The 15,660-nt window shown below is 65.0% G+C and carries 16 protein-coding genes and 1 tRNA gene; 12 read left to right on the forward strand and 5 right to left on the reverse strand.

The features are described 5' to 3' along the window. Nucleotides 1-585, forward strand: a 585-nt coding sequence (locus tag BKM74_RS18815) for a hypothetical protein (RefSeq protein ID WP_176342600.1), incomplete at its 5' end; no start/stop codon positions are given. Nucleotides 586-1,304: 719 nt separating this feature from the next. Beyond that, nucleotides 1,305-2,714 carry an ABC transporter ATP-binding protein gene (locus tag BKM74_RS17310; protein WP_086466970.1) on the forward strand — a complete coding sequence of 470 codons (1,410 nt, stop codon included), beginning with the start codon at nt 1,305-1,307 and terminating at the stop codon, nt 2,712-2,714. 5 nt (nt 2,715-2,719) lie between these two features. Here the strand turns inward: BKM74_RS17310 and BKM74_RS17315 are convergent. After that, nucleotides 2,720-2,804 (reverse strand) — tRNA-Leu (locus tag BKM74_RS17315). A gap of 75 nt (nt 2,805-2,879) precedes the next feature. Here BKM74_RS17315 and BKM74_RS17320 point away from each other — a divergent pair. From BKM74_RS17320 to BKM74_RS17330, 3 genes are read left to right on the forward strand one after another with little or no spacing between them, the layout of a single operon-like run. Further along, nucleotides 2,880-3,491, forward strand: a complete 612-nt coding sequence (locus BKM74_RS17320; protein WP_086466971.1) for a YqaA family protein — start codon at nt 2,880-2,882, stop codon at nt 3,489-3,491. Nucleotides 3,492-3,508: 17 nt separating this feature from the next. After that, a complete protein-coding gene (locus tag BKM74_RS17325; RefSeq protein ID WP_086467017.1) occupies nt 3,509-4,015 on the forward strand; it encodes a disulfide bond formation protein B in 507 nt (168 codons plus the stop codon). Further along, entirely contained in the window at nt 4,012-4,587 is a 576-nt protein-coding gene (locus BKM74_RS17330; RefSeq protein ID WP_086466972.1) for a demethoxyubiquinone hydroxylase family protein, read from the forward strand. The genes BKM74_RS17325 and BKM74_RS17330 overlap by 4 nt, the downstream gene beginning before the upstream one ends. Before the next feature lie 3 nt (nt 4,588-4,590). Here BKM74_RS17330 and BKM74_RS17335 read toward each other — a convergent pair whose 3' ends face one another. Genes BKM74_RS17335 through BKM74_RS17345 form a run of 3 tightly spaced genes read right to left on the reverse strand, consistent with a single transcriptional unit; the run spans nt 4,591 to nt 6,843 of the window. Beyond that, entirely contained in the window at nt 4,591-5,220 is a 630-nt protein-coding gene (locus BKM74_RS17335; protein WP_086466973.1) for an FMN-binding negative transcriptional regulator, read from the reverse strand. A 29-nt stretch (nt 5,221-5,249) separates the two neighbouring features. Then, the gene (locus BKM74_RS17340; protein ID WP_086466974.1) at nt 5,250-6,173 is read right to left on the reverse strand and encodes a cobalamin-binding protein; all 924 of its coding nucleotides are present in this window, start codon (nt 6,171-6,173) and stop codon (nt 5,250-5,252) included. A 10-nt stretch (nt 6,174-6,183) separates the two neighbouring features. Beyond that, nucleotides 6,184-6,843 (reverse strand): LysE family translocator, encoded by a 660-nt coding sequence (locus tag BKM74_RS17345; RefSeq protein ID WP_086466975.1) that lies wholly within the window; start codon nt 6,841-6,843, stop codon nt 6,184-6,186. Between the two features lie 265 nt (nt 6,844-7,108). Between BKM74_RS17345 and BKM74_RS17350 the strand changes: the two genes are divergently transcribed. Both BKM74_RS17350 and BKM74_RS17355 read left to right on the forward strand, forming a co-directional pair. Then, entirely contained in the window at nt 7,109-7,786 is a 678-nt protein-coding gene (locus BKM74_RS17350) for a sulfite oxidase-like oxidoreductase (RefSeq protein ID WP_086466976.1), read from the forward strand. Further along, nucleotides 7,779-8,354: a glutathione peroxidase gene (locus BKM74_RS17355; protein WP_086466977.1), complete on the forward strand. Its 576-nt coding sequence runs from the start codon at nt 7,779-7,781 to the stop codon at nt 8,352-8,354. Before BKM74_RS17350 ends, BKM74_RS17355 begins: the two co-directional genes overlap by 8 nt. A 1-nt stretch (nt 8,355) precedes the next feature. Here the strand turns inward: BKM74_RS17355 and BKM74_RS17360 are convergent, their stop codons facing one another. Then, nucleotides 8,356-10,065 (reverse strand): adenylate/guanylate cyclase domain-containing protein, encoded by a 1,710-nt coding sequence (locus BKM74_RS17360; RefSeq protein WP_086466978.1) that lies wholly within the window; start codon nt 10,063-10,065, stop codon nt 8,356-8,358. 204 nt (nt 10,066-10,269) lie between these two features. Between BKM74_RS17360 and BKM74_RS17365 the strand changes: the two genes are divergently transcribed. From BKM74_RS17365 to BKM74_RS17385, 5 genes are read left to right on the forward strand one after another with little or no spacing between them, the layout of a single operon-like run. Continuing rightward, the gene (locus tag BKM74_RS17365) at nt 10,270-11,208 is read left to right on the forward strand and encodes an ABC transporter ATP-binding protein (protein WP_086466979.1); all 939 of its coding nucleotides are present in this window, start codon (nt 10,270-10,272) and stop codon (nt 11,206-11,208) included. Nucleotides 11,209-11,212: 4 nt separating this feature from the next. Continuing rightward, nucleotides 11,213-11,944 carry an ABC transporter permease gene (locus tag BKM74_RS17370; protein WP_086466980.1) on the forward strand — a complete coding sequence of 244 codons (732 nt, stop codon included), beginning with the start codon at nt 11,213-11,215 and terminating at the stop codon, nt 11,942-11,944. 3 nt (nt 11,945-11,947) lie between these two features. Continuing rightward, on the forward strand, nt 11,948-13,897 hold the full coding sequence (locus BKM74_RS17375) for a Gldg family protein (RefSeq protein ID WP_086466981.1): 1,950 nt from the start codon (nt 11,948-11,950) through the stop codon (nt 13,895-13,897). Further along, nucleotides 13,894-14,928, forward strand: coding sequence for a DUF4340 domain-containing protein (locus tag BKM74_RS17380; RefSeq protein WP_086466982.1), 1,035 nt, complete (start codon nt 13,894-13,896; stop codon nt 14,926-14,928). Before BKM74_RS17375 ends, BKM74_RS17380 begins: the two co-directional genes overlap by 4 nt. Further along, on the forward strand, nt 14,925-15,590 hold the full coding sequence (locus BKM74_RS17385) for a glutathione S-transferase family protein (RefSeq protein ID WP_086466983.1): 666 nt from the start codon (nt 14,925-14,927) through the stop codon (nt 15,588-15,590). The genes BKM74_RS17380 and BKM74_RS17385 overlap by 4 nt, the downstream gene beginning before the upstream one ends. Nucleotides 15,591-15,660: the final 70 nt, after the last annotated feature.

Here is a 15,660-nt window from a genome sequence, read left to right on the forward strand (position 1 = left end):
TATTTTGCCGATACAATGGGCCTTGTGCATAATTTTACAGCTGTTCTAGATTGGCGGCGGCGTGGGGAAATAATAAAAATTGTCCAAGATTCTTATTTTACGGGTGGCATAGGAAAGGTTCCCGACGAGGTTGGAAATTTCGTAAGAAAAAGATTTTTAAACTCTCTTCAGTATACTCAAATTATGCGGAGGTTGGACAGTCGGCGTACTGAGGGTGTGGGCAGACTTGTCAAAGAAGATGCTACACAGGACCAGATATTTGGTCAATTTCAATATTTGTATAGAGATGTATTATTTAGGGACTTAAGACATAAAATTTGGAATGGCACTCAGGTGAAGACGATATCAGCCATGACAACGCGCGCGGGGTTTTCTTTGGATAATGGCGTTCCTTATCCTACTTTTCAGGAAGACTATGGCCTTGTGCTTGTTGATAATTTTAAGGACCATCGCGGTGATCCTGAGAAGCTGTTGAGAGCCGCCGCATTTGCCGGTTGGGGGGTTGTTCCTGAAAGCCAAAAACATCGGATTCGGGAAGTTGCTCAACATATAGAAGAGCGTAGGTCCAAGAGGTATCAAGCGTGAGTTCAAATTCTCGGAGATTGCAAACTTTGAGAGCATTGACCGCAGCAGCAAAATCTCGCTCGGGATTGGCGGCGTTTAACCATGTAGATCATGAACTTCAAGAGATCGGTACCGCCACACGAGTTTCCCCGCAAAGGCGTAGCCATTTGCTACAAGTTTTCCATGGTATGCGAGCGCTTGAAAGCGCGCTTAAAGAGGTGGCTAGAAGCCATGGTCTTCCAACAAGAAATACTCTTGGAGGCGTTTTTTATGAGCTGAGCAATGTTCCGGCAAACCATCCGGCCCATTTAAGCGCACGAGATCGAAGTCGATTTCTGAGAAATGTTGCGTCCACACGTAATTCAATTATGCATCAGGCGAATAAATTTCCAAGGAGTGAAAGAGAGGTTAGTGTCACTATGGGTGAAATCGCCGCATGCTTTTCCTTATTAGTGAGATAACGCTTGATGTTATAGTTATCGTTGTAGGTGTGAGCGCCTTAAAGGGTTTCTAATGCCGTAATGCGCTTCGCAGTGTTCCTTTTCTGCATCCGTGCAGTGATGTTTGCCTTTCATTTTCTTCCCGCCCACCTCCCCCACACCCCCACTCCGGGATGGATTTCCGGGGCGGATCGTACTAGAGGTCAGGGCCGCGCGCTCCGGTGAGGGGCGCGGCTGTTGCCCGCCCGCCAGGCAGGACCTTTAGCCAGTCCCTCGGGGCCGGTCCCTTATGGGAGTCGCATGACCCAGACCCGCATCGCCGTCTCGCACATCACCAAGCGGTATTTCCTGTACCGCACGGCGCTGGAGCGTCTGCTGCATGCCGGTTTCGGCGTGAAGGCCAAGCCGGTGCGTGCCTTCGAGGCGCTGAACGATGTCTCCTTCTCGGTCAAGGCCGGGGAATGCGTCGGGCTGGTCGGGCGCAACGGCTCGGGCAAATCGACGCTGCTCTACATCATCGCCAACACGCTGGCGCCGACTTTCGGCAGCGTCGCGGTGACCGGCCGGCTGGCGGCGCTGCTGGAGCTGGGATCGGGCTTCAACCCGGAATTCACCGGCCGCGAAAACATCTTCTTTTATGCCGCCATGCTGGGGCTGAAGCGCGAGGAGATCGCCGCCCGCTTCGAGGAGATCGTAGAGTTCGCCGGCATCCGCGATTTCATCGACCAGCCGGTGAAGACCTATTCCTCGGGCATGACTGTGCGGCTGGCCTTCTCCGTCACCACCTGCATCGAGCCGGAAATCCTGATCGTGGACGAGGCGCTGGCGGTCGGCGACGAGGCGTTCCAGCGCAAATGCATCGCCCGCATGGCCGATCTCCGGTCGCGCGGCACCACCATCCTGTTCGTCAGCCACAATGCGCGCAGCGTCATCGAACTGTGCGACCGCGCCATCCTGCTCGACCGCGGCGAGATGCTGGTGGATGGCAAGCCGGACGAGGTGATCGTCGCCTATCGCCGCATGCTCTACATGGAAGGCGAGCGCTACGAGGCCTACCGGCAGGAGCTGAAGGCGCATAATGGCGACCCGAAGCCGCTGCTGCTGGCGCGCGAGACCGAGAACGGTTCAAACGGCAATGGTGCGGCTGAACCGCAGATAGAGTCGGAGCCCGGCGCCGCCTATTACGACGAGTCCCTGAAGCCGGAAAGCATGCTGATGCATGAACCGGCCGGCGCGGTGATCTCGGAGCCGGCAGTGTGCCTGGTTGGGGCCGATGGCGCGCCCGCCGCGCGGGTGAACATGCTGAAGCGCGGCGAGGAATATGTGATCCGCTACCGCGTGCGCTTCGAGGAGGATGCCCGCGATGTCGGCTTCTCCACCAGCGTGCAGTCGATGAACGGCGTCATGCTGGGCGGCGGCTCGCTGGTGCTGGCCGACGAGACCATCCCCCTCGTGCCGGCCGGCAGCGTGATCGAGGCGCGGCACGTGTTTTCCTGCCGGCTGCTGGCCGGCACCTATTTCGCCAGCCTCGGCTGTTCCGCCGTGAAGGATGGCGCGCGCCAGCCGCTGCACCGCATCGCCGATGCGCTGATGTTCTCGGTGCTGCCGGAGAAATCCTACAATGGGCGCGGCATGGTGGATTTCGCCTTCCGCAGCGGCCATGCCGTGATCGCGGGTGGCGCGGAACAGGACCGAAAAGCTGGAGAATAGAATGATGGTGCGGGCGGTCGGACTCGAACCGACACTCCTCTCGGAACCGGATTTTGAGTCCGGCGCGTCTACCAATTCCACCACGCCCGCACGGCAGAGGCGTCCTTCGACGGATCGGCATATTAGTCGCGGACGGCCTGCCGTCAATCGCGGTGTGGAGAGCCTATGACAAGTTCTGCTTCCGAGCGGCCCTCGCCGCTGCGCCGGCTGTATGACTGGACGCTGCGCTGGTCCGCCCATCGCCATGCGGAAAAGGCGCTGTTCGGCATTTCCTTCGCCGAGAGCAGCTTCTTCCCGATCCCGCCCGATGTGATGCTGATCCCGATGGTGCTGGCCGACCGTGCCCGTGCCTTCCGCTTCGCCGCGATCTGCACGCTGGCCTCGGTGCTGGGCGGCGCGCTGGGCTATGCCATCGGCCTGTTCCTGTTCGAGAGCGTCGGCCGCGCAGTGCTGGATTTCTACGGCTATGCCGCCAAGTTCGCGGAATTCTCGGCGCTCTATAACGAACAGGGCTGGCTGATCGTCGCCGGGGCCGGCTTCACACCCTTTCCCTACAAGGTCATCACCATCGCCAGCGGCGTGACCAGCATGGATTTCCTTGTCTTCATGCTGGCCTCGGCGGTGTCGCGCGGCGCACGCTTCTTCCTGGTGGCGGCCCTGCTGTGGCGCTTCGGCCCGCCGATCCGGGTTTTCATCGAGGCGCATCTCGGCAAGCTGACCGCCGCCTTCTTCATCCTGCTGGTGGGCGGATTCGTCGCCTTGAAATATCTGCTGTGAGCGCGGATTTTCCCCTGATGAACCGCATCGACACCCGCCTCGCCACGCTTGCCACCGCCCTGCTCAGCGCCGCGATTCTGGGTGCCGCGCTGCTGTCGCAGTTTGCCGGCGGGCTGCAGCCCTGCGTGCTGTGCGTCTATCAGCGGTGGCCCTATGTGGCGACGATCCTGCTCGGTCTGGCTGGTTTCGCGCTGGCACGGCGGCATCCGGGCGCGGCGCGGATCACCCTGGCGCTGGCCGGGCTGGTATTCTTCGTGGGTGGCGGCATCGCCGGTTTCCATGTCGGGGTGGAGCAGGGCTGGTGGCAGGGCACTTCGGGCTGCGGCGCGCCGACCGGCGGCGCGATGACGCTGGAAGATTTGCGCGCGCAGGTGCTGGCCGCCCCCGTGGTGCGCTGCGACGAGGTGCCATGGTCCCTGCTTGGCATTTCCATGGCAGGCTATAATTTCATTATCTCGCTGGCGCTGGCTGGTGCTGCCCTCTGGGCCGCTGCGCGCCGCACGGAAGATGGAGACGAGGCATGAGCAAGGCACAAGCCGCACATCCGCGCGTGACAGCAGAAGACCGGCTGCCCGGCGACCTGACGCGTGAGGAACTGATCGCCCGCATGATCCGCGTCGATCAGGCCGGCGAATATGGCGCGCGCCGCATCTATGAGGGCCAGCTCGCGGTGCTGGGGAAATCTCCCTCCGCCGCCACCATCCGCCACATGCACGAGCAGGAGCTGGAACATCTCGACACTTTCAGCCGGATGCTGGTGGAGCGCCGCGTGCGCCCGACCGCCTTGCAGCCGCTCTGGCATGTCGCCGGCTTCGCGCTGGGCGCGGCGACCGCGCTGATGGGCGAGAAGGCGGCGATGGCGTGTACCGTCGCGGTCGAGGAGACCATCGATGAGCATTACCGCCAGCAGGCCGAGACGCTGGGCGAGGACGAGGCACCGCTGCGCGAGACCATCGAACGCTTCCGCGCCGAGGAGCTGGAGCACCGCGACATCGGCTATGAGCACGGCGCCGAACAGACGCCGGGCTTCGAGCTGATGCGCGGCGCGATCAAGGCTGGCTCCCGCCTCGCCATCTGGCTGTCGGAACGGGTGTAGCCTCTACCCCCGCTTCGCGGCGCGCATCATCGCGGCGATGGCGAGGTTGGACTCGCCGCCCAGCGCTTCCAGTGCGCCGGCAGCCCCTTCCACATCCTCCGGTTTCTTGTTCTGCGACAGCTTCCATTTGCCGGTCAGGTTCTCGATGCCGATTTCCAGCCCGACGATGGCCTTGCGCATCCCGGTATAGAGTTTTTCCGGCATCTTACCGGTGGTCCAGGGCCTCTTCGGCAGCAGCTTTTCCTCGAACTGCGCCGACAGATCGTCCAGCATCTGCATCACCGCGATATCGTCGGTCACGCGCGGCTTCCCGGTGGCATGCACGGCGGCATAGTTCCAGGTCGGCACCTGGTGTTCGCTGGCGTACCAGTCCGGCGAGATATAGGCGTTCTGCCCGCCAAACACGATGAGCGCCGAGGCCGTGCCGTCGCAGGCTTTCCAGATCGGGTTGGCGTGCGCCACATGGCAGCGCAGCGTGCCGTGCGGCCCCGCCTTGCGGTCCAGCAGGAAAGGCAGATGCGCCGCCTGCATGCCGGTTTCCGTGTTGATGACCATCAGGGCGAAGGGGTGCGCCTCGATCAGGCCGAACAGCGCGTCAGGATCGTCGGTCGCGAAATGGCGGGGCACATACATGGCCTGGCTTTCCGGTCGCAGGAGAAAGATCAGAGGCGAACCCAGCCGGTGCCTTCATGGGTGAAGGCGAAGCGACCGGGGTGCAGGATTTCCGCCAGGATTTCCAGCGTCTCCAGAATACGCGGTCCGGGCCGGTTGAAAAAGTGATGACCGTCGGCAACATAGACACGGCCGTCCCGCGCCGCGCGCATGTCGGCCCAGCCGGGCTGGCCGGTCAGGGCCGATATCTCCGACAGGGTGCGTGGTATCTCGAAGCCGCAGGGGGCGATCACCACCACATCCGGATCGATGCGCAGCAAGGCCTCCAGCTCCAGCCAGGGCGAATGCTTCCCGGCCTCGCCGAACAGGCTGACGCCGCCGGCCCGCGCGATCAGTTCCGGCACCCAGTTGCCCGCCGCCATCGGCGGGTCCAGCCATTCGATGCAGGCGACGGTCGGCTTCGGCTCGATCAGACGTGTCTGCGATTCGATGCCCTCGATGGCGAGCGTCAGCCGGTCGATCAGCGCCTTGCCCTGGCGCACCGCACCCAGCGCGCGGGCGACGCGGCGGATGTCGGTCCAGATGCCGGCAAGGCTGGCCGGGCTGCAGGAGACGAGACGTACCGGGCGGCCGGTCAGCTCGCAGGCCGCCTGCTCCACCTCGCCCAGGCTGACGGCGCAGACCCGGCACAGATCCTGGGTGACGATGATGTCCGGCTGCAATTCGGCCAGCATCGCCTCATCCACCTCGAAGACCGACAATGCGTTGCGTGCCGCCTGCTTCACCTGGCGGTCGATCTCTGCCGAGGGGACGGTGATATCGATGCGCGGGCGGCTGACGATGGGCAGGTCGCCGATGGCGGCGGGGAAGTCGCATTCGTGGCTGCGCCCGACCAGATTGCCGGCATGGCCCAGCTCGGCCACGATCTCGGTGGCGCTGGGCAGCAGGCTGACGATGCGGGGCGGGCGGGTCATGGCGCGCTTCCTAAAGGGCGAGGTCGATCAGTGCGGCGGCGCCGAAGATAAAGATCAGCGCACCGGAAATCCTGTTCATCCATTCCAGATGGTGGATGTCCAGCCGGCCGCGCAGCAGCCCGGCGCCCAGCGCGATGCCGAACCACCACAGGCACGATCCGATGAACACCCCCAGCACCACCAGGATCGGGTCCAGCAGCGCCCTGTCGGCATCGATGAACACGCCCAGCGCGACGAAGATGCCGGCGAAGGCCAGGATGGTGATCGGGTTGATCAGGGTCAGCACGAAGGTGGTGAAAAAATCCCCCAGCAGAGAATGCATGCGCAAGGGCTCCTCCCCCTTGGGCAGCGCAGCGGTCTTCTTGTGGTAGGTATGGATACCCATGCCGAGCAGCAGGATGCCGCCGGCCAGCTGCATCTCCGACGTATGGTCGAGCAGCAGATGCGCCAGCGCCGCCAGCCCGAAGGCGGCGATGCAGCCATACAGCGCGTCCGCAACCGCTGCCCCCAGGCCGGAGACCAGCCCGTGCAGCCGGCTTTCCAGCACAGTGCGGTGCACGCACAGCACGCCGACAGGCCCGACCGGCGCCGCGATGGCGAGGCCGGCGAGTATCGATTTCAGGAACAGCCAGTCATGCATCGCGAGGACCGGCATCGCGAGGACCGGCATCGCCTAGGCGGGCATCGCCTGGACGGGCATCGCATGGGCAGGACGGGGCGGCTTGCGGAAGGAGGGAAAAGGGCATGCCTTGATTCTTGTTTCTGGGTTCTTGCTTCCGGTGTGACTTGAGACCGTGGATCATGAATACACGATGCGGCAAGGGCCTTCCACCGCGCGTCAAGCCGCGGCCTCGCGGAAGCGTGATTGTGCGGGGCTTCGTTTCGCAGGGTGGCGGTCCTATGTTTAGACTTGGTGTGTGACGAAAGAGGCGGCGATGCCCCAGGACGGCGAGACCGACGGCGATATTTTCGGACCGATCAAGCGCAAGCTGGTCGAGACCAAGCAGAAATGGGCGCGTGACGGCAGGCTGCTGACCGGCGAGCAGTCGAGTCCGGCGCAGCGCAGGCTACCGCCCGGCCAGCGCGAGGTGAAGAATTGGCCGGTACTGGATCTCGGCACCCATCCGGTGGTGACGCAGAAAGAATGGAAGCTCTCCGTCACCGGGCTGGTCGAGAATCCGGTCAGCTGGGACTGGGCAGCGCTGATGGCGCAGCCGGTGTTCCAGGATACCTCCGACATGCATTGCGTGACCGCCTGGTCGCGCTTCGAGAATCGCTGGGAAGGCGTGTCGGCGCGGCATCTCCTGTCTGTCGTGAAGCCGAAGCCGGAGGCGAAGTTCGTCATCCTGAAAAGCTATGACGGGTACGCCACCAACATCCCGCTGTCGGCCTTCGATGATGCGGATGTGCTGCTGGCGACCAAATGGGAAGGCAAGGCGATCCCCCGCGAACATGGCGGGCCGGTTCGACTTATCCTGCCGAAGCTCTATCTCTGGAAGAGCGCGAAATGGCTGCGCGATATCCGCTTCGTGGATCGCGATGCGCCCGGTTTCTGGGAAGTGCGCGGCTATCACAACAATGGCGATCCCTGGAAGGAAGAACGTTATGGCTAAGAAAGGCCTCGCCAGCTTTGCCGGCATGCTGGTCGCCGCCGCCGTCAGCACGGTGCTGCCGCAGGCCGCGCCGGCCAAGACCGGCGACGGCAGCGGTTTCGATTTCAGCTTCGAATCCATCGATGGCGGCGCGCTGCCGCTGGACCAGTATCGCGGCCGCCCGGTGCTGGTGGTGAACACTGCCTCACGCTGCGGCTTCACGCCCCAATATGAAGGTCTGCAGGCGCTGTGGGAGAAATACCGCGATCAGGGACTGGTCGTGCTGGGCGTGCCGTCGAACGATTTCGGCGGGCAGGAGCCGGGCAGCACCGAGGAGATCAAGCAATTCTGCGAAGTGAATTTCGGGATCGATTTCCCGATGACCGCGAAATATCCGGTGACCGGAGCGGACGCCCATCCATTCTACCGCTGGATCGCCGAAACGCTGGGCGAGTCCAAGGCACCGCGCTGGAATTTCTATAAATATCTGCTGGCGCCTGACGGCACTATCGCCGCCGCCTGGCCCTCCACGGTTAAGCCGGACAGTCGCACCGTCACCGACACGGTCGATACCCTGCTGGCGAAGTAGTTTATCCCGGCAGGTCGGCGGCGCGGGCGACGAGGCGTACCGGCATCGGCTCGCGCTTGCCGCGGATCGCCACTTCCTCGTGCGGATAGACCTCCAGCCCGGCGCCAGCGAGCCTAACCAGCGCTTCCGACACGGCAAGCTGGGCATCGCGCTCCTTGGCGATGCTTTCCAGCCGGCTGGCGGTGTTCACCGCATCGCCGATGGCGGTCAGCGCCATCGCCGTGCCATAGCCCATCACGCCGACGATGGCCGGCCCGACATGCAGCCCCATGGCCAGGCGCAGCGGCTCCTTCAGCTCATGCGCCAGTGTCTGGTTCAGCCGGTCCAGCCCCTCGCCGATGGCGCGCGCGGCGGTGAGCGCCTGTCGGCAGGCCTGGGCGGGATCGGCGTTTTCTTCCGCGCCGAACAGCGCCATGACGCCATCGCCGATGAATTTGTCGATGCGCCCGCCGGCGCCGGTGATGGCCTGGCCGGTCTCGGCGAAATAGCGGTTCAGCAGGAACACCGTGTCGAAGGGCAGCCGGTCTTCCGACAATTTGGTGTAGCCGCGCAGATCGGCGAACAGGATCGCCACCTGCTGCTCGCGTCCGCCGGACTCGCGCCCGGCGCGCAACGCGTCGCGGGCACTGGCGGCAGCCGGCAGCAGCGGCGTCACCTGCACGTCGCCGGTGGGCCGCGCCTGGCAGGCGAGGCGCACTTTCGGCGGGGCGGCGATCCGGCGCAGCACGCGCGTCTCCTCGGCTTCCGGCGGCGGCAGATATTCCGCGCCGGCATCGATCCGCACCCGGCAGGTCGAGCAGCGCCCGCGCCCGCCGCAGACCGAGGCATGCGGCCGCCCGGCGATGCGGCTGGCCTCCAGGATGCTGGTGCCGATGGCGACCCGGCAGGCGCTGCCGTCGGGATAGCGCACGGTCGCCCCCTTGCGGCGCAGCCCTGCCAGCCGGCGCGCGCCGCGTGCCAGAAGCGCCAGCGCGATGCCGCCCAGGAACAGCTGCTGGCCGGTCTCCGTCGCGCTGCGAATCCGCGCCCAGCCTGCCGCGTCGGGATAGTCGATGGTCTGTTTGTAGCTTTCCAGCCACATCGGCGTTTCCGCCAGTGCGATCACCTGCAGCCCGCCCTGCACGAAGCCCAGCAGTGCCAGCACCGGCAACAGCAGGGCTATCGTATAGAGTGCCGGGACGGCCCTGTGGTACCAGGGCCGGATACGCAGCCAGTAATGCAGGCCGATGCAGGCATGCAGCCAGGCGGTCAGCAGCAGGGCGATCTGCAGCACCGCGCCATAGGGCCGCTCCACCCAAAGCAGCAGCAGGACATAGGCGTAGGTATCGTCCACCCCGGCCAGGGTGAAGCCGAAATGCGTGTCGAAGATATGGCCGACCAGGATCGGCGGGATGGCCAGCCCGAGCGCCAGCTGCGCCAGCTCCCAGGGCGGCACGCGCAGGATCGGCCGGCGCTTGTACAGCGACCAGAGGCCGAGGCAGAGATGCGTCAGCAGCGCGCCATACAGCACATACATCGCGGTCTTGGCGCGCCAGAACGCCATGAAGTAGAGCCTTCCCTGCTCCATCGCCTCCAGCGAGATCAGCCCGAGGGAATGATTGAGGAAATGCGTGGTGACGAAGAATACCAGGACGAGGCCGCTGGCCAGCCGGGCCTGCCGGATCAGGGCGGCGCTGTCGATGGCTTTCTTTGTGGCCTCGGCCGCCGCCATGTCTTAGGGTCTCCGGCTTGAAGCGCCGCCGGTTGCGGGGCTGTCGCCACGATTTTGCCACAACCTCTTGAAAAATAGCGCGGCATTCGTAAATCAGCCGGTCGAAAAGTGAAGGCCACCGTCCCGCCGGGGAAACCAGTCGGGGAATAAGGCACGGCCAGCAACGGAACGCAGAAGGCACAGGGGGAGCGGTCAGTGACCGAGATGATCAAAGTCAGTGGATTGGCGAAGCATTTCGGGCCGATCCGCGCCGTTGACGGGATTTCCTTCGCGGTCGCCAGGGGCGAGGTGCTGGGGTTCCTCGGGCCCAATGGCGCCGGCAAATCCACCACCATGAAGATGATCACCGGCTTCCTGGAGCCGACGGCGGGCAGCGCCGAGGTGTGTGGCTTCGATGTCAGCCGCCACCCGATCCAGGTGAAGCGGCGCATCGGCTATCTGCCGGAAGGCGCGCCAGCCTATGGCGATATGACGCCGCTGGGCTTCCTCGGATTCTGCGCCGATGTGCGCGGGCTGAAGGGGGCGGACCGCAAGGCGAAGATCGAGGCCGCCATCGCCCGCACCACGCTGGGCGGCGTGCTGTACCAGCCGATCGACACGCTGTCCAAGGGCTTCAAGCGCCGCGTCGGGCTGGCGCAGGCGCTGCTGCACGATCCCGAGGTGCTGGTGCTGGACGAGCCGACCGATGGTCTCGACCCGAACCAGAAGCATGAGGTGCGCACGCTGATCGAGAGCATGGCGAAGGACAAGGCCATCATCATCTCGACCCACATCCTGGAAGAGGTGGACGCGCTGTGCAGCCGTGCCATCGTGATCGCTGGTGGCCAGATCGTCGCCGACGGCACCCCGGCGGAGCTGGAGGCGCGCTCCCGCCTGCATAATGCTGTGACGGTGCGGCTGAAGAAGAGCGCCGTGCCCGCCGCCCGCAAGGCGCTGGCGGATATTCCCGGTGCTGCCGGCATCGAGGAGGCTGACGGCACGCTGACCGTGCTGGCGCAGCGCCGCAAGGCGATCCTGCCGGCGGTCAGCCAGGCACTGCGCGACGCCAATATCGCGGCGGACGAAATCAGGCTGGAACGCGGCCGCCTCGACGAGGTGTTCCGCGACGTCACCGATCCGAAAAAGACTGGAAAACAGGGCTAGAACGATGGGTGTGTGGGCGATTCTCAAGCGCGAGCTGGCGAGCTATTTCCTGACGCCGCTCGCCTATATCTTCATCATCATCTTCCTGGTGCTGACGGCGACCTTCACCTTCTTCGTCGGCGGTTTCTTCGAGGGCGGGCAGGCCAGCCTGCAGGGCTTTTTCGGTTTCCATCCCTGGCTCTATCTGGTGCTCACGCCGGCGGTCGCGATGCGGCTGTGGGCGGAGGAGCGCAAGAGCGGCACGCTGGAACTGCTGCTGACCCTGCCGGTCTCCATCGGCAGCGCCGTCGCCGGCAAGTTCCTCGCCGCCTGGGCCTTCACCACCATCGCGCTGGCGCTGACCTTCCCGCTGTGGATCACGGTCAATTATCTGGGTGATCCGGATAATGGCGTCATCCTCGCCTCCTATATCGGCAGCGCGCTGCTGGCCGGGGCCTATCTGGCGCTGGGCTCGGCGCTGTCGGCGCTGACCCGCAACCAGATCATCGCCTTCGTGCTGACGGCGGCGGTCGGCGTGATCTTCGTGTCCGCCGGTTCCTCGCTGGTGCTGTCCTTCTTCACCGGCTGGGCGCCGGCGCCGATGCTGGAGGCGCTGCGCTCCTTCAGCTTCCTGGCGCATTTCCAGGACATCACGCGCGGCGTCATCGATCTGCGCGATGTCATTTTCTATCTCTCGGCGATCCTGGCCTTCCTTTGGGCCACGGCGCTGCTGGTCGATCTGAAGAAGGGGCGCTGAATCATGGCCAAGACCCCGCGCACTCATTCCTCCCTTGTCCGGCCATCCTACGCCTGGCTGTCGCTGGCGCTGGTCGCGCTGCTGTTCGTCGCGGTCAATGTCTATTCCAGCGTGTCCTTCACTTCGGCCCGGCTCGACCTGACCGAGGACCGGATCTACACATTGTCGCCGGGCACGCGCGACACGCTGGCGAAGGTGCAGGAACCGATCACCCTGCGCTTCTTTTTCTCCGAGCGGCTGGGGCGCGAGCTGCCGGCCTATGCCGCCTATGGCCAGCGCGTGCGCAATCTGCTGCAGGAATACGCCAATCTGTCGAATGGCAAGATCCGGCTGGAGATTTTCGACCCCGAGCCGTTCTCGACCGTCGAGGACCGCGCCGTCAGCTACGGGCTGCAGGGCGTGCCCATCGACCAGTCGGGCGAGCAGGTCTATTTCGGCCTGGTCGGCACCAACATGACCGATGACGAGCAGGTCATCCCCTTCTTCCAGCCGGAGCGTGAGCGCTTCCTGGAATATGATCTGACGCGCATCGTCAACAACCTGGCCAATCCGGAGCGTAAGGTCGTCGGTATGCTCTCCGGGCTGCCGCTGGAAGGGCGTTTCATGCCCGGCGGGCAGGTGGCGCCGCCCTGGACGATCCTGCAGCAGATGCGCCAGGTCTTCCTGGTGCGCACCATCGGTGCCGCGATCGACCGGATCGAGCCGGATGTCGATGTGCTGTTCGTCGTGCATCCGAAGAACCTGCCGGAAAAGACGCTCTACGCCATCGACCAGTTCATGATGGCCGGCGGCCGGGCAATCTTCTTCGTCGATCCCTATTCCGAGGCCGACGCGACCATTCCCGATCCGTCCGGCCAGCCGAAGTTGGACACCTCCAGCGCGCTGCCCGGCCTGTTCGACAAATGGGGCATCGCGGTCTCCTCGGATGAGGTGGTCGGCGACCGCCGCGCCGCGCGCCGGGTCAATGCCGGCGCTGGCAACCAGGTCGTGGCGGTGGATTTCGTGGTCTGGCTGAATTTGCAGCGCCAGAACCTGAATCAGGAACTGCCGGTTACCGGCGAGTTGCAGCAGATTTCCATGGCCAGCGCCGGCGCGGTCAGCCTGAAGGAGGGCGCCAGCCTGTCCATGACCCCGCTGATCAGCACCAGCGCCGAGGCGCAGATGATCGCGGTGGACAAGCTGCGGCCGCGGCCCGATCCGCAGCGCCTGCTGCGCGAGTACCAGCCGGGGAACGAGGCGAAGGTGCTGGCGGCGCGCTTCCAGGGGGCGCTGGACAGCGCCTTTCCCGAAGGCCGCCCTACGGTTGAGGGTGAAACCGAGACACCGAAGGATCTGCCGGAACACCGGGCGCGCTCGGACGGCGAGGCGATGTTCGCGGTGATCGCCGATACCGACCTGCTGGACGACCGGTTCTGGGTCCGGGTGCAGGATTTCTTCGGCCAGCAGGTGGCCGCGCCCTTCGCCAATAATGGCGATTTCGTCATGAACCTGCTGGAAAGCCTGTCAGGCAGTTCGGCGCTGGTCGATCTGCGCGGGCGCGGCATGATCGCGCGGCCCTTCACGGTGATCGAGGAGATGCGCCGCGAGGCCGATCAGCGCTTCCGCGCGCAGGAGCAGGCGCTGCAGGAACGGCTGCAGGAATCGCTGGCGCGGCTGGAGGAGTTGCGCTCCAAGGAGGCGCCGGGCGGCGGCGCCATCCTGACCAACGCGCAGCGCGCCGAGATCGCCAAGATCCAGGAGGATATCCTGGAGGCGCGGCGGGAGTTGCGCACCGTGCAGCGGTCGCTGCGGGAGGATATCGACGCGTTGCAGACGCGGCTGCTGTTCCTCAATATCGGTCTGGTGCCGCTGCTCGTGGTGCTGGCGGCGATCCTTGTCGGCCTCGCCCGTGCCGCCCGCCGACGGCGCGGCGCACCTTCTGCAACGCTTTCGGGGAAAGGAGCATCCGCATGACCGCCCGCGGCTTCTGGTTCCTGTTCGTCGTCACATTGCTGGCGGTTGGCGCCGCCGGCCATGCCGTCTGGCAGCGCCATGCCGGCACCATTGGCAGCGTCAGCGCCGAGCCGGTGTTCCCCGACCTGTCCGACCGGCTGAACGAGGTCGCCGCCATCCAGTTGGAGGACAGCCAGGACAGCGTCACGCTGGTGCGGGCCGGTGAGGGCTGGGTGGTCGAGAACGCGCACAACTACCCGGCGCGCGGCGAGGCGGCGCGGGCGCTGCTGCTGGCGCTTGCCGACCTGCAGATCATCGAGGCCAAGACCGAACGGCCGGAGATGTTCGCCCGGCTGGAGGTCGAACCGCTGGATGCGGAGAAGTCGCGCTCCCGGCGCATCACCGTGCTGGACGGTGCAGGCAAGGTGCTGGCCGAGTTGATCGTCGGCAAGAAACGCTTCGGGCAGGGCGGCCAGGCCGATGCGCATTATGTGCGCCGCCCGGAGGGCGGGCGGGCTTTCCTGGCGGAAAGCCGGCTCGATCCGCGTGTTGAGCCCATCGACTGGCTCGACCGCCGTATCGCCGATGTGGCGCGCGGCCGGGTGAAGCAGGTGGTCATCGATCACCCCGATGGCGGCAGCCTGACGGTCGCCAAGGACAGCCGCGAGGGCAATGATTTCCGGATCGTCGATCTGCCGGAGACCATGAAGGTGGAGAACCAGTTCACCCTGAACGCCACCGCCGGCACGCTGGACAAGCTGGTGTTCGACGCGGTGATGCCGGCCGAGGGGCTGACGCTGCAGGAGAGTGTGACGCGCTACACCACCTTCGACGGGCTGGCCGTGACCATCGGCTTCGCCGAGCATGACGGCAAGCTGTGGACCCGCTATACCGCCGCCGCGCTGCCGGATGCCTCGGACGACGTAAAGGCGGAGGCGGCCGAGATCAACGCGCGCGCCGGGGATTGGGCCTACCGGCTGGCCGATTTCAAGAATGAGCAGCTGCGCCGCACGCTGGAGGATATCGCCAAGAAGCAGGAAGGCTCCTCGTGAGCACGGCTTCCGGGCTCACCATCTGGGGCCGGCGCAACTCCTTCAACGTGCAGAAGGTGATATGGCTGGTCGGCGAGCTGGATATCCCGCACACCCATATCGATGCCGGGGGCGATGCCGGCGGTCTGGACACGCCGGACTTCCGGGCCATGAACCCGCACGGCAAGGTGCCGGTCATCCGCGATGTTGATGGCACCGTGGTCTGGGAATCCCACACCATCCTGCGCTATCTGGCGGCGGTCTATGGCAAGGGGGCGTTCCTGCGGGAGACGCCTGCCGCCCGCGCGCAGGATGAACGCTGGATGGACTGGTCGGCCACCGCCTTCCAGCCGGCTTTCCTCTCCGGCCTGTTCTGGGGCTATTACCGCACGCCGGAGGACCGGCGCGACTGGACCGCGATCCGCGCGAAGCAGGAGGCCTGCGCGCAGTATGTCCGGCTGCTCGATGCCGAGCTGGCCGGCAGGCCCTTCCTGTCCGGTGCGGCGCTGGGGCTGGCGGACATTCCCGCCGGCGCCTGCCTCTATCGCTATTTCGGCATGGGACTGGAGCATCCCGAGGTGCCGAACGTGCAGGCCTGGTACGCCCGGCTGCAGGAACGCCCGGCCTATCGGGCGCATGTCATGCTGCCCTTCGATAACCTCTACGGACGTCTGGCGTTCTAGAAGGTCGTGCCACCATAGGTGGTGGAGTAGCCGCGTATGACCGCAAAATACCGCTGGATTGCGTGAAGGG

It is taken from the genome of Oceanibaculum nanhaiense (genome assembly GCF_002148795.1).
Taxonomy (GTDB): Bacteria; Pseudomonadota; Alphaproteobacteria; order Oceanibaculales; family Oceanibaculaceae; genus Oceanibaculum; species Oceanibaculum nanhaiense.

Excerpts from the sequence above, each read along its gene's own strand:
- BKM74_RS17310 (WP_086466970.1), top strand. The coding sequence starts at position 1,305 with ATGACCCAGACCCGCATCGCCGTCTCGCACATCACCAAGCGGTATTTC.
- BKM74_RS17320 (WP_086466971.1), top strand. The coding sequence starts at position 2,880 with ATGACAAGTTCTGCTTCCGAGCGGCCCTCGCCGCTGCGCCGGCTGTAT.
- BKM74_RS17325 (WP_086467017.1), top strand. The coding sequence starts at position 3,509 with ATGAACCGCATCGACACCCGCCTCGCCACGCTTGCCACCGCCCTGCTC.
- BKM74_RS17330 (WP_086466972.1), top strand. The coding sequence starts at position 4,012 with ATGAGCAAGGCACAAGCCGCACATCCGCGCGTGACAGCAGAAGACCGG.
- BKM74_RS17335 (WP_086466973.1), bottom strand. The coding sequence starts at position 5,220 with ATGTATGTGCCCCGCCATTTCGCGACCGACGATCCTGACGCGCTGTTC.
- BKM74_RS17340 (WP_086466974.1), bottom strand. The coding sequence starts at position 6,173 with ATGACCCGCCCGCCCCGCATCGTCAGCCTGCTGCCCAGCGCCACCGAG.
- BKM74_RS17345 (WP_086466975.1), bottom strand. The coding sequence starts at position 6,843 with ATGCCGGTCCTCGCGATGCCGGTCCTCGCGATGCATGACTGGCTGTTC.
- BKM74_RS17350 (WP_086466976.1), top strand. The coding sequence starts at position 7,109 with ATGCCCCAGGACGGCGAGACCGACGGCGATATTTTCGGACCGATCAAG.
- BKM74_RS17355 (WP_086466977.1), top strand. The coding sequence starts at position 7,779 with ATGGCTAAGAAAGGCCTCGCCAGCTTTGCCGGCATGCTGGTCGCCGCC.
- BKM74_RS17360 (WP_086466978.1), bottom strand. The coding sequence starts at position 10,065 with ATGGCGGCGGCCGAGGCCACAAAGAAAGCCATCGACAGCGCCGCCCTG.
- BKM74_RS17365 (WP_086466979.1), top strand. The coding sequence starts at position 10,270 with ATGATCAAAGTCAGTGGATTGGCGAAGCATTTCGGGCCGATCCGCGCC.
- BKM74_RS17370 (WP_086466980.1), top strand. The coding sequence starts at position 11,213 with ATGGGTGTGTGGGCGATTCTCAAGCGCGAGCTGGCGAGCTATTTCCTG.
- BKM74_RS17375 (WP_086466981.1), top strand. The coding sequence starts at position 11,948 with ATGGCCAAGACCCCGCGCACTCATTCCTCCCTTGTCCGGCCATCCTAC.
- BKM74_RS17380 (WP_086466982.1), top strand. The coding sequence starts at position 13,894 with ATGACCGCCCGCGGCTTCTGGTTCCTGTTCGTCGTCACATTGCTGGCG.